We start from the raw sequence: 12,779 nt of genomic DNA, 5'->3' as shown, positions 1-12,779 counted from the left end.
CCTTAAGCCAGGTGCGCCGCACGCGTCAGAGCGCGCACGATGGAGCGTTGAGCCAGTTCGACCTTGTAGGCGTTGTGGGCCAGGGGCCTCGCCTGCTGCAGCGCCGCTTGGGCGGCCTGCTGGAACACGGCTTCACCAAGTCGCTGACCCTTCAATGCCACCTCGGCCTCGGCGCTGCGCCACGGCTTGTGCGCCACGCTACCCAAGACCACCCGTGCATCCTTGATGGCGCCGTTCTCCACGCGGAGTGCAGCAGCCACGGCCACCAGGGCGAACGCGTAGGAACTGCGGTCGCGAACCTTCAGGTAATACGAATGGCGGGCAAATTCGGCCGAGGCCACCGGCAACTGGATGGCCATGATCAGATCGCCATGCCCCAGCACAGTGTCCCTGTGCGGCTCTTCGCCTGGCAGGCGATGGAAGTCGCCAATGGGAATCAAGCGTTCCTTCCCGCCCGCACCACGGACACGCACGCTCGCATCCAAGGCGTAGAGCGCATTGGCCATGTCGCCGGGATAGGTCGCCACGCACCCCTCGCTCCAGCCCAGGATGGCGTGGATCTTGTTCAGGCCCTCGCGCGCGCCACAGCCACTGCCTGGTTCGCGCTTGTTGCACGGCATGGCGGTGTCGTAGAAGTAGTTGCAGCGGGTGCGTTGGAGCAGGTTGCCGCCATTGGTGGCCATGTTGCGCAGTTGGCCGGAGGCCCCGGCCACGATAGCCTGGGTCAGCAGCGGATAGTTCTCGCGGATCAGCGGATGGTTGGCCGTCTGCGTATTGGTGGCCAGGGCCCCAAGCGACAGGCCCGCACGGGAACGCTCGATCTTGTGGAACGGCAAATGGGAGATGTCCACCAGGCGTGTGGGCCGCTCCACGTCCTCCTTCATCAGGTCGACCAGATTGGTGCCACCGGCCAGAAATTTCGCCCCGGGAGCGCCGACGACAGCGTCCACCCCGGCACCCGCGTTCTCGGCACGGACGTACTCAAACGGTCTCATGGCCCGTCTCCTTGCGTACTGCAGCCAGCTGGGTTTCGGTCGCGAACTGCCATGTCTGGGCGCTCTGACGTCCAGAATGCGCTTCCTGGACGGCGGCCACGATGCCGGGATAAGCACCGCACCGGCAGATATTGCCGCTCATCCGCTCGCGAATCTCATCGTTGCTCAATGACGTCGTGCCAGTACCCACATCAGCGGTGACATGGCTGACGTGGCCGCGACGGGCTTCGCTCAACACGCCGACGGCCGAGCAGATCTGGCCCGGGGTGCAATAGCCGCACTGGAAGGCATCGTGCTTGATGAAGGCGGCCTGCATGGGATGCAGCTGATCGCCCTCGGCCAGCCCCTCGATCGTGATGACCTTGCGACCCTCCAGCGTGGCGGCCAGCGTCAAACAGGCCAGGGCGCGCTCGCCGTCGATGAGCACGGTGCACGCACCACACTGGCCCTGGTCGCATCCCTTTTTCGTGCCGGTCATGCCCAGCCGCTCACGCAGGGCATCCAGCAGTACCACGCGGGAGTCCAGTTCCAACGATTGAGGCTTCCCGTTGATGGTCAGGCTCACCTTGACCACATTCTGGGCCTTGATGGGTGCCATCGCTGCACCCTCGGCCAGGGGCATGTGCGCGAGCGCCGATTCCTGGACAAGAAGGTTGGCGGCAAACAGACCGATGCCACCGACGGCCGAGGTAACCATGAAGTCGCGACGCGACTGGCCCACCCCATCCAGTGTTGGCATTTCTTCGAGAAGGGCCGCCTCGTCTTCATTCAACTCGACGGGCTCGTTCGGGGGCGTGTGCGGCATGAGGTGTCCTCTCTGGAACGCGCTAAGCGTCGGCGATGTGGCTGGCCCAGGATGGATCGGTCGCAAGTACGGCACGTGCAGGGACCAATCCGGAACTTATCCAATTCCTGGTTAAATAATGCATATCCGTCCGAAACTAGCCCCTATAAGCCGGGCTAATCAATCGGGCTTGCGATGAAGGGTGCGGTATCCGGGGCGAAGTGGGCCCCTCGGATAAAGCAGGTGAGTCGGACGGTGGATATGGTGCCCGGTACACTCACGCTTCCATCCTCGTGTGCTCAGGGACGGCGTCGGGCTGGGTAGCCGCCGGCAAAGCGTCTCCGCGCAGCTGATCGCCGGTTCCTCCACAGACGCGTTTCTGCCAAGCCACTGCAATGTCTGCCAGGATGGAGATCGCCAGTGAGCTCGCATCCCTTGCCTTGGGGAAGATACCGATCGGTGCCTTGATTCTCGCAATATCCTCGGCCCGGTAGCCCAACGCGAGCAGCGCATGTGTTCTGCGCTCGTGGGTTCGCGTGCTTCCCAACGCGCCTATGTAGAAGGGCGCTGCGTCCAAGGCTGTCTGCAACGGTCGTACCTCACGGTCCAGGTCGTGGAACAGCAGCGCGATCGCGGTGAACTCATCGATCGACGGCAACGGCGCTGCGTCATTGGCCAAGGCCACCTCGTACCCTGCAGCCCGTGCGAGCGATGCTGTGCACGAAGCCTCGATGGAGCTTCCGAAGATCACCAGCCTGGGCCTTGGGGGCAGGGCGAGAAGGAACTGGCCGCCTCTCCAGCCTGTAGATACAGCGTGGGGAGCAAAGGCAAGGGTCGAGTCGGACGGAGCGTATGCCAGGCCTGCCGACTGCCGTCGATAGAGCCACTCCAGGGTGTGCAGGAGGGGGGCGTCGCTTCGGATAACGTGGATGGCGAGCGTGATGCCTCCTCCGCAGGGCAGCACGATGTCGAAATAATCGGAGCCCTCGCCAAATCGAACGACACGGTCCCGTCCAGCGGCAATGGCTTCAGATGCTTCACGGGCCGCTGCCGCTTCTACACAACCGCCGGAGACGAATCCGCAATAGCGGCCATCAGCCAGGACGACCATCTGCGCGCCAGGCTGACGGGCAGCTCCGCCATGTACTTCCACCAGGGTCACCAGCGCAGCGGGAATGCCAGCAGCGACTGCGTCTGCTGCGTACTGAAGAATCTCCAGCGCATCGTCGGTCAGTACGTCCTGCCGGGAAACGGGGATACCGCCGCGCGGCGGGAGCTCGTCGGTGTGAGCGTTGGGTAGCACGGCAGCGCAGGTTCCTTGGAGTGATCGTTCCGGTGAAGGCATACCCACGAAAGCCAGAACGCTGTCGGCGTCTGTGCTCGCGTGCCGCGTCAGAGTCGAAGGGCATCAACGACAAGCGTGAAGGCAGGAGAAGGCTGCCGACGGCTGGGGTAGTACAGGTGGTATCCGGGGAAAGGAGGGCACCAGTCCTCGAGGATCCGCATCAACCTGCCATCGTCCAGATAAGGCGCGAATTCCCCCTCGGGCAGGAAGGCGATACCCAATCCCATCACTGCAGCCTCCACGATATGCGGCGAGGTATTGAAGATGCCCTGCCCACTTGCCCTGAAGTTGAGTTCTCGACCCTTCTTCTCGAATTCCCAGACGTAAACACCGCCGCGCGTGGATTGACGGATGTTGATGCAGTTGTGGTTGACCAGATCCTGCGGCTTCTTGGGCAGCGAGCGAGTGGCAAAGTAGGTCGGTGCCGCAACGGCGGCCATCCTCAGCGGTGGGGTGATCGGCACGGCGATCATGTCCTGATCGATGGCCTCGCCAAGACGAACGCCTGCATCGAACCTGTCGGCCACGATGTCGCGAAAGCCATAGCAGACATCGAACTCAATATTGATGTCCGGATACTCCCTCATCAGCGGAACAAGCTTGGGCAGAAGCACCGACTTGAGGACCTGATCGCTCGAGGTGATCCGCACCGAGCCGGCGGGCTTGTCTCGCAGCTCCGTAATGGCGTCCAGTTCTGCTTCAATTTCATCGAAACGATGGCCGATTGCCTTGAGCAGGCGCTCGCCCGCAGCCGTGGGAGACACGCTGCGTGTAGTACGCGTCAGCAGCCGGATCTCCAGCCTGGCCTCCAGCGCCTTGATCGCCTGGCTCAACGCCGACTGGGTAACCCCCAGGATCGCAGCGGCGCGGGTGAAGCTGCCTTCCCGGGCCACGGTCACGAAGGCGACAAGATCATTGAGGTTGCGCTTAGCCATGAGGCTAGTCTGCCACCACTATTGATTAGGTGCGCTTATAGGGTAAATCAGTATTTATTATCTAATCAAAGCGGCGCGCGCCCGACAGAATGACCTCCGATACCCGTGCCACCAGGCACGCCATCCCTCCGGAGCCGACATGACTGTCAACGCCTATGGCGCCCACGCAGGCGACAAGCCGCTGGAACCCATCGAGATTACCCGCCGGGCCCCTGGTCTCCACGATGTCCAGATCGACATCGCCTACTGCGGCATCTGCCATTCCGACCTGCACCAGGTCCGCGCTGAATGGGCCGGCACCTTGTTCCCCTGCGTGCCGGGCCACGAGATCGTGGGTCGGGTGTCCGCCGTCGGTGTGCAGGTGTCGGGCTTCGCCGTCGGCGACCTGGTCGGCGTGGGCTGCCTGGTCGACAGCTGCCAGCACTGCGAGGACTGCGAGCGCGGGCTGGAGAACTATTGCGACAGCACGGTGCTGACCTACAACTCGCCTTCCGCCGATGCGCCTGGCCACACGCTGGGCGGTTACTCCGAGCAGATCGTGGTGCACGAGCGATATGTGCTGCACGTGCGTCATCCGGAGGAGCAGTTGGCCGCTGTCGCTCCGCTGCTCTGTGCAGGCATCACGACTTACTCGCCTCTGCGTCATTGGAACGCCGGCCCAGGCAAGAAGGTGGGAATCGTCGGCATTGGTGGCTTGGGCCACATGGGCGTGAAGCTGGCACATGCAATGGGTGCCCATGTCGTGGCCTTCACCACCTCCGATTCCAAACGCCAGGCAGCCCTGGATCTCGGCGCCGACGAGGTGGTGGTCTCGCGTAACGCTGAGGAAATGGCCGCGCACGCCACCAGCTTCGACCTGATCGTCAACACCGTGGCCGCGCCGCATGACTTGGATGCCTTCCTTTTGCTGCTCAAGCGCGATGGGACGATGACCCTTGTCGGTGCGCCTGCCATCCCGCACCCGTCGCCCGGGGTCTTCAATCTGATCCTGAAGCGCCGATCGATTGCGGGCTCGGCCATCGGTGGCATCCCGGAAACCCAGCAGATGCTCGATTTCTGTGCTGAGCACGGCATCGTCGCGGATATCGAGCTCATCCGCGCCGATGAAATCAACGATGCCTACGAGCGGATGCTCAAGGGCGATGTCAAGTATCGCTTCGTCATCGACAGCGCCACGTTGTCCGAGTAATCGAGGAACAAACATGAAGAAGACATTGCTGTCATTGGCCCTGCTGGCCAGCTCATTCACTGCGTTGGGGCAAGACATGTCACATGGTGCAAACAACTTTTACAAGAGTGATCGACTGGTCGCGGAGAAGATCGCCTTCGACAACCAGTACCGGATGAAAGTCGCCGGCAACCTGTTCCTGCCCAAGGACCGCAAAGCGGGCGTCCGGTATCCGGCAATCATCGTGGGCCACCCGATGGGCGCGGTGAAGGAGCAAAGCTCCAATCTGTACGCGCAGAAGTTGGCCGAGCAGGGTTTCATTACCCTGGCGATCGACTTGCCGTTCTGGGGCGAGAGCGAGGGTCAGCCACGCAACGCGGTAGCGCCGGATCTCTATGCGGAAGCCTTCAGTGCAGCCGTGGACTACCTGGGCAGCCAGACGTTCGTGGACCGCGAGCGGATTGGCGTGCTCGGCATCTGCGGTAGCGGCAGCTTCGTCATCAGTGCGGCAAAGATCGACCCGCGCATGAAGGCCATCGCCACCGTGAGCATGTACGACATGGGGGCCGCCAACCGCAACGCGCTCAACCACTCACAGACGCTCGATCAGCGCAAGCAGATCATCGCCGCAGCGGCGGAACAACGCTACGCAGAGTTCGAAGGCGGGGTAGTTGCGGTATCGGGCGGCACGGACCTGGAGCTGACCCAGGATACCCATCCCATCCAGCGCGAATTCTACGATTTCTATCGCACCTCGCGAGGCGAGTTCACCCCTCCTGGCGCCTCGGACCAGAGAACCACGAAGCCGACCGTCACCAGCAATGTCAAGTTCATGAACTTCTACCCGTTCAACGACATCGAGACCATCTCGCCACGGCCCATGCTGTTCATCACTGGCGATCAGGCGCACTCGAAGGAATTCAGCGAAGAAGCCTATCGACTGGCAGGTCAACCCAAGCAGCTCTACTGGGTGAAGGGTGCTGGCCACGTGGATCTCTATGACCGCACGGACCTGATTCCGTTCGACAAGCTGACTTCCTTCTTCAAGCAGAACCTGGGCGCGAACTGAGGCATTAGCCTTGCCATCTCCCGGAGACGAGACAGTGGACGTAGACCTGCGAGAGATCAGGGCAGCGTTCGCCGTGCTCACCGCTCATGGCGGTCGCATGGATGCCAAGCACATGGATCAGATCGGCCAGGACTGAGAGCGCTCCCGCCGCACTCGCCTCCATGCGGTTACGAATTACTCACCCATCATCATGCAGAGCGAAACCATGACCCTTCTGACAGGCATCCAAGCAGACGCCGAACGCACCGGCGCTGCCCCGCAATCCGCCCACTGGGGAGGTGTCTTCGCCATGACGCTGTGTGTGTTCGCTCTGATCGCCTCCGAGTTCATGCCCGTCAGTCTACTCACGCCAATCGCCGCCGACCTTGCGGTCAGCAAGGGGTGGGCGGGATACGGTATCGCGATTTCCGGCGCGTTCGCGGTGCTGACCAGCCTGTCGATCTCCATCGTGGCCGGCAGCATCAACCGCAAGACGCTGCTGCTGGCGTTGACGGGCCTGATGGCTGTTTCAGGTGCTGTCGTGGCGTTTGCGCCCAACTACCCCACCTACATGCTCGGCCGCGCACTCCTGGGTGTGGTGATCGGCGGTTTCTGGTCGATGTCCGCCGCCACCGCCATGCGCCTGGTGCCACCACCGCAAGTGCCGCGTGCCTTGGCCATCTTCAACGGCGGCAACGCGCTGGCCACCGTGATTGCTGCGCCATTGGGTAGCTATCTGGGCTCGATCATCGGCTGGCGCGGTGCGTTCTATTGCCTTGTGCCCGTGGCGGTCATCGCACTGGTCTGGCAATGGGTCAGCTTGCCGACCATGCCCTCCGCGAGCGCGTCCACGTCTGCCAACGCATTCCGGTTGCTTTGGCGTCGACCCGTTGCACTGGGTATGGCCGCGTGCGGAGCGTTCTTCATGGGGCAGTTCGCATTGTTCACCTACGTTCGGCCATTCCTTGAAACGGTCACGCACGTGCAGGTGTCCACGCTTTCTCTCATCCTTCTGGTGATCGGTGTGGCCGGCTTCATCGGCACCGCCGTCATCGGCACCTTCCTGAAGCGCGGCCTGTATCGAACCCTCATTGGCATCCCGTTGGTGATGGCATTCATCGCGCTTGCGCTCATCCCGCTGGGTGCCTGGGTGACTGGCGTAGCGACCCTTTTTGGTCTTTGGGGGCTGATGGCCACTGCCGCCCCCGTTGGCTGGTGGAGCTGGATTGCGCAGGAGTTGCCCAAGGATGCCGAAGCTGGGGGCGGATTGATGGTGGCAGTGGTCCAACTGGCCATCGCCCTAGGCTCAACCGTGGGCGGGTTGCTGTTTGACCACGCCGGCTACCAGGCCACCTTCGTAGTGAGCGCCGCCTTGCTGCTGGTTGCTGCCCTTCTGACACGGTTGGTCGCGCGCTCACACATGCAGCTCTCGGTGTAAGCGGTTCATCCTTCAAGGAATCGTGTCATGAGCTCAAGTACCACTGTTCCCACTCAGAACCGCTCAGCGAAACGTGGATGCCCGCGCGGGCTGGGCGTTCTGCTCGGTCTGACGATCCTCGGGGGTTGCAAGGCCAGCCAGTTCGAGGCACCCGTCATCGTTGCCCAGGATGCAGGTCGTGCATCCCCTACTTCGGAGGATGCTCGCATGTGGATGACCGTCGGAGAACGTCGTTTCGCCATAGCCTTGGCCGATACTGCGGCCGCGCGCGCGTTCGTGGACAGACTTCCCTTGACGCTCGATATGGCAGAGCTCAATGGCAATGAGAAGCACGCCGATCTGCCGCAAGCGCTACCAACCCACGCAGCACGTCCAGGCACGATACAGAACGGCGATCTGATGCTCTACGGCTCCAGTACGGTTGTCATCTTCTACAAGACATTCCGCTCGTCGTACTCGTATACACGGCTGGGGCGTGTTGACGACCCCAACGGCCTCAGCCAAGTGCTGGGAACGCGCAATAGCCGAGTGGTGTTCTCCGCCAACTAAGCCGGCCCTCCATGCCTTACAAACCTTATCGGAATGGAGTGTCGGTTCCTATGCGGATTCCAACCTCACGGTCGCCTTACTCAGCACTTCTCGTCCTGTTGGTTGGCCTTGGGACGATTCCACTCTCGCTCGCATCATCGGAGGGGGCCGAAAACATGCGTATAGATCGGAACGGAACGTTGCCGTCCAGCGCGGGCCCTTCGGAGTACTTCACCGGAAGTGTCAGGATAGACATGCAGTTCCAGAGAGAAGTACCTTCCCGTGTCTCCGGGGCAACAGTAAGGTTCGAGCCGGGCGCACGTACGGCTTGGCATAGCCATCCGCTGGGTCAAACGCTGATAGTCATCTCCGGCAAGGGCTGGACGCAATGCGAAGGCGGACCGATCATCGAGATCAACCCCGGAGACCACATATGGTGCCCGCCTGGTCACCGTCATTGGCATGGCGCCACGCCCACTACTGCAATGCCCCATGTTGCTATCCATGAAGCACTGGATGGGAAGGTGGTCACATGGATGGAACGTGTGAGCGACGAAGAATATCGAATTCGCCCGCCGATGAGCGACTAAGGGAGACCGGAACGCCATTTGAGTGCGATGTCCGCTTGAATCCAAGACCGAGAGCGGACATTGATCCAGTTGAACGGAGGCACCTGCTTGGTAGGCGCCTCCATTGCGTCAGGAATTGACGTTGAGCTTTGGCTTTTAGCCTACCGTCCGTGGAAACCGGGATGACCCCTGCAGCTTGATCCTCGCTGATAACGTCAGGCGTGGGCGGCGGGCACGTTATCGTGCCCGCCGTTGGACGTTTTCAGAAGTCCCAGCGGCCGGTGATGGACAGCGGCATCGAGACGCGGCTGCCGGTATCGTTGATGGCCGCCAGGCCGAGCCCGGCGATCGCGGAATCGTCGTCGGAAAGATCGCCGATGTAGTTCACTCCTGCGGCGAGCGTCATGCTGAAGTGCTCGGTGAACGAGATCTGCGCACCGGCTTCGAGCCCGCCGCTCAGCGCCCAGTCCTTCTCGTAGAACGGCGCGTTCGGGATCGTGATCGCGGCGTCGGGAATCTCGAAGGTGGCCCGGATGACATCGGTTTCGGTAGCACCCAGTCGCGCCGCGATGAATGGCCTGACCCGGCCACCGTCTCGAAAGAAGTGCCGGTAACCCACCTCCCACGTGTACGCGTCATAGTCCGAGAACCGGCCGAAGACGTCGAGCTCGGTATCGAGCGCCGGCACGTAGGCGGCACCGACGCGCACGCGCCCCTCATCGGCGCTGGTCTCCCTAGCCTGAATGAATACTTCGCTCCGGTTGCTCAGTCCATAGGCCGCCTCCAGGCCCAACGACCTGGCCGTGCCGTAGATCTGGTCGTGGCTCCGGGAGCGAATGCGCAATTCCGCGCTGACGCCTGCCAGCGCGGGATTCAATGGACCGAGATCCGGCACCGGCGCCACGGCGCCGGAATGGACGTCACCGCTGACCGGCATGTCGACGCCGCCCAACACCGACATCGAGAATTTTCCCTGCGCGGGACCTGCCGCGAATGCCGGTCCTGCCGCCATCAGCAAGGCAGCGCCAAGAAGTTTGATCTGCATGTGCCTCTCCCATCAGAACGGGTGACGCCTACCCACTGTAGGCACGTGCTTTACGCAAGAAGGGTGGATGTGGATTCAACGAGGCGCCGGACGTAAGCGCCCTTTCAGAGTCCTCACACCGCGTCCACGTTGCTGTACGCACTTGCCGTTTGTCCGCGCACCACGGTTTGGTTCGGCTGCTGCATCCGACGTGCATGGGGCGACGCATGTCTCACGCCAGACGCTGCACGCCGTCTGCGCTGCACACGCCAGGGATGTCCGCTTCCGACCGCGGATTCATATGATCGATGCAACACACGGATAGCTGCATAGGCAGCAGGAGTGTTGCGGATGAAGCGCAGGAAGAGGATCTATTACACCGACACCCAGAAGGCACTGATGTGGGATCGCTGGCAGCAGGGCGAGTCGCTGCACCAGATCGCGTCCCTGTTTGACCGGCACCACAGCTCAGTCCGGAACATCCTGGCCGAGCACGGCGGCATTCGTCCGCCGACAAGGCGACGGTCCGCGAGGGTGCTGAGCTTGGCCGAGCGTGAGGAGATTTCCCGTGGCCTGGCAGCGGGACGATCGATCCGCATGATCGCTGCGTTACTCGAGCGGGCGCCATCCACGATCAGCCGCGAGATCGGTCGCAACGAAGGCGCTGAAGGCTACCGCGCCAGCCAGGCCGACCGGGCTGCTTGGGACCGGGCGCGGCGTCCCAAGCCCTGTAAGCTGGCGCTGCATCGAGCCTTGGCCGCTCGCGTGGCAGAGAAGATTCAGCGGCAGTGGTCGCCTGAGCAGGTGGCCGGCTGGCTCAAACGCACCTATCCCGATGATGCGAGCCGTCAGGTGTCCCACGAGACGATCTATCGCACGCTCTACATCCAATCGCGCGGAGCCTTGAAACAGGAACTGCTCGCGCATCTGAGGCGCACGCGGGCGATGCGTCGCTCGCGACACCACACCCAGAAGACAGAGAACCACGGTCGGATCACCGACACCGTCTCGATCAGCGAGCGGCCGGCCAATGCCGAAGATCGGGCTGTGCTGGGACACTGGGAGGGCGATCTGCTGTTCGGTGACCGGAACAGTCAGATCGCTACGCTGGTGGAGCGACAGACCCGCTACCTGATGCTGGTGAAGGTGGCAGGCAAGGACACCGAGACCGTGGTCAATGCACTGATCAAGAACGCACGTCGCCTGTCGAAGCAGCTCTACCGATCGCTGACCTGGGACCGGGGCAAGGAAATGGCAGGACACCGTCGCTTCACCTTGGCCACGGACATACAGGTCTACTTCTGCGACCCGCATCATCCCTGGCAACGTGGCTCCAACGAGAACACCAACGGTCTACTCCGTCAGTACTTCCCGAAGGGCATCAGCCTGGCAGACGTCTCGCAGGCCAAGCTGGATGCCGTGGCACGCCAACTCAACGAGCGGCCACGCAAGACGCTGGGCTACGAAACACCGGCACAGCGATATCGGAAAACTGTTGCGTCGATCGGTTGAATCCAAGACCCAAAGCGGACATTCGCGGCTGCGCAAGCTCTGAACCTTGCTCGGTCCGGTTATGCATCGGCTTGTTAGCCGGAGCCAGTCGCCCTAAGATCGAGCCGTATCAAGGGGATAGTCCACCATACGGTGTGCTGTGGATAAGTCGTATAACCGGACCCAGGGATCCGGCTATTGGGTAGTTAGGTGTCTATGAAAGCCACCGGCAGTTCAAGCAAATTCTGGAGCTGGACGTACATTGCAGGCGGCTCCGCAGCTATGCTCATGGCACTCAGCCAAGCCGTAACGTCATTCGCCGCGGGAACGTTGCAGTTCTCGTCCAGCAAGTACGGATTCACTGCTCACGGCATGGAGGCAGCAGTAATCTATGGCGCAGTGCTGATCGGCTCCGCCCTTATCATCGGCTTCGGTTGGCGAGGGTTGAGACATGGTCGGCAAGACACCTAACAATTCATTCAAGCCGAAGCCGCTTCGCGGCTCGGCTTAATTCAGGTGTTAGCCATCATATGAGACAAGTACTCATCTCAGTTGCCGGAACAGCCCTCGGTGCGCTGACCTTCATGCTTATTCTGTTCCTCAGCATTCTTGGTTACACGGCCTACACAGACAAGCAACGATCTGTCACATCCGACCCGTCTTTGGTCGCTCGTCCAACTGGACTTAGGATCACTCGCCACTCTCTAGTGAATGATGTAGACAAGTTCACCGTCATCGGTGTTCTTTACAACTCAGGCACTTCTCAGTGGTACGCGCCAAGAATCGTCATTGATATCTCTGCATCTGGGAAAAGCATTAGTGAGTGCGAAACAACTATCTTCGGCAGGGTGTTGCCCGGAGCTAAACATCCCTTCCAGATTTCGTGTAATGAAACATCTAGCGAACTGCCATTCCCGGTCACCTACAAGATTGCAGTTCGTGAGGCTCGTCGGGCTGATGGCTAACAATTCATTCAAGCCGAACCCGCTTCGCGGGTCGGCTTAACTCAAGGTGTTAGGCACCATTCCATGCATCTAGGCGATCCAAAAGCTATCCGCATGATTCAACTCGCTGACGCGGCAATTGACGCTGCTCAGAAGGCGCAATCATCGGCAGCTACCGCCGGACAGACTTGGCTGGTCGAGGACTGCGATCTCACCATCGCCAACTTTCGCGCCATCCGTGAGCAGGCTGCTTCTGGCCGTCTCCCACCGAGTAAAGGTGCAGGTCTCGGCATCACTCGCGCACTAGGAGAGTTTGGCGTTTCAACGGAGCTCTACGCGGCTGGCCAAGCTCTAGAGAACTACTACCAAGACGAGTATGGTGCCTAACAATTCATTCAAGCCGAACCCGCTTCGCGGGTCGGCTTAATTCAGGCGTTAGGCACCTATGCAAGTGACACGGAGTTTCCTGTGATCAAGGCTGCACGCACCGCACTCATCCTCATGTTCTGC

At 61.4% G+C, this 12,779-nt stretch carries 13 protein-coding genes; 8 read left to right on the top strand and 5 right to left on the bottom strand.

From position 1 onward, the window contains the following. Nucleotides 1-2: 2 nt before the first annotated feature. From ACIPRS_RS18085 to ACIPRS_RS18070, 4 genes are all read right to left on the bottom strand, one after another. A complete protein-coding gene (locus ACIPRS_RS18085; protein ID WP_337731832.1) occupies nt 3-995 on the bottom strand; it encodes an FAD binding domain-containing protein in 993 nt (330 codons plus the stop codon). After that, complete coding sequence (locus ACIPRS_RS18080; RefSeq protein ID WP_446539593.1) at nt 982-1,725, bottom strand: 2Fe-2S iron-sulfur cluster-binding protein; 744 nt, start codon at nt 1,723-1,725, stop codon at nt 982-984. Before ACIPRS_RS18080 ends, ACIPRS_RS18085 begins: the two co-directional genes overlap by 14 nt. A gap of 331 nt (nt 1,726-2,056) precedes the next feature. After that, on the bottom strand, nt 2,057-3,082 hold the full coding sequence (locus ACIPRS_RS18075; protein ID WP_446539551.1) for an XdhC family protein: 1,026 nt from the start codon (nt 3,080-3,082) through the stop codon (nt 2,057-2,059). 89 nt (nt 3,083-3,171) lie between these two features. Further along, nucleotides 3,172-4,059, bottom strand: a complete 888-nt coding sequence (locus tag ACIPRS_RS18070) for a LysR family transcriptional regulator (RefSeq protein WP_446539550.1) — start codon at nt 4,057-4,059, stop codon at nt 3,172-3,174. 139 nt (nt 4,060-4,198) lie between these two features. On the opposite strand from ACIPRS_RS18070, the gene ACIPRS_RS18065 reads away from it, so the two are divergent. From ACIPRS_RS18065 to ACIPRS_RS18045, 5 genes are all read left to right on the top strand, one after another. Then, a complete protein-coding gene (locus ACIPRS_RS18065) occupies nt 4,199-5,248 on the top strand; it encodes an NAD(P)-dependent alcohol dehydrogenase (protein WP_337731829.1) in 1,050 nt (349 codons plus the stop codon). 13 nt (nt 5,249-5,261) lie between these two features. Beyond that, nucleotides 5,262-6,296: an alpha/beta hydrolase gene (locus ACIPRS_RS18060; RefSeq protein WP_446539549.1), complete on the top strand. Its 1,035-nt coding sequence runs from the start codon at nt 5,262-5,264 to the stop codon at nt 6,294-6,296. Between the two features lie 205 nt (nt 6,297-6,501). Then, nucleotides 6,502-7,713, top strand: coding sequence for an MFS transporter (locus ACIPRS_RS18055; RefSeq protein WP_446539548.1), 1,212 nt, complete (start codon nt 6,502-6,504; stop codon nt 7,711-7,713). A 27-nt stretch (nt 7,714-7,740) separates the two neighbouring features. After that, complete coding sequence (locus tag ACIPRS_RS18050; RefSeq protein ID WP_446539547.1) at nt 7,741-8,262, top strand: cyclophilin-like fold protein; 522 nt, start codon at nt 7,741-7,743, stop codon at nt 8,260-8,262. 155 nt (nt 8,263-8,417) lie between these two features. Then, the gene (locus ACIPRS_RS18045; protein WP_446539546.1) at nt 8,418-8,831 is read left to right on the top strand and encodes a (R)-mandelonitrile lyase; all 414 of its coding nucleotides are present in this window, start codon (nt 8,418-8,420) and stop codon (nt 8,829-8,831) included. A 241-nt stretch (nt 8,832-9,072) separates the two neighbouring features. Here the strand turns inward: ACIPRS_RS18045 and ACIPRS_RS18040 are convergent, their stop codons facing one another. Next, nucleotides 9,073-9,855 carry an autotransporter outer membrane beta-barrel domain-containing protein gene (locus tag ACIPRS_RS18040; RefSeq protein ID WP_446539545.1) on the bottom strand — a complete coding sequence of 261 codons (783 nt, stop codon included), beginning with the start codon at nt 9,853-9,855 and terminating at the stop codon, nt 9,073-9,075. 330 nt (nt 9,856-10,185) lie between these two features. Here ACIPRS_RS18040 and ACIPRS_RS18035 point away from each other — a divergent pair, with 330 nt between their 5' ends. From ACIPRS_RS18035 to ACIPRS_RS18025, 3 genes are all read left to right on the top strand, one after another. After that, on the top strand, nt 10,186-11,346 hold the full coding sequence (locus ACIPRS_RS18035) for an IS30 family transposase (RefSeq protein WP_446539544.1): 1,161 nt from the start codon (nt 10,186-10,188) through the stop codon (nt 11,344-11,346). 509 nt (nt 11,347-11,855) lie between these two features. Continuing rightward, entirely contained in the window at nt 11,856-12,290 is a 435-nt protein-coding gene (locus tag ACIPRS_RS18030) for a hypothetical protein (protein WP_446539543.1), read from the top strand. Between the two features lie 63 nt (nt 12,291-12,353). Beyond that, complete coding sequence (locus ACIPRS_RS18025; RefSeq protein WP_446539542.1) at nt 12,354-12,656, top strand: hypothetical protein; 303 nt, start codon at nt 12,354-12,356, stop codon at nt 12,654-12,656. The last annotated feature ends 123 nt before the right edge of the window (nt 12,657-12,779 follow it).

It is taken from the genome of Pseudoxanthomonas sp. LARHCG66, assembly GCF_052871755.1.
The sequence above is the reverse complement of the archived record's forward strand: the minus strand, read 5'-3'. Positions and strand labels throughout refer to the sequence as shown.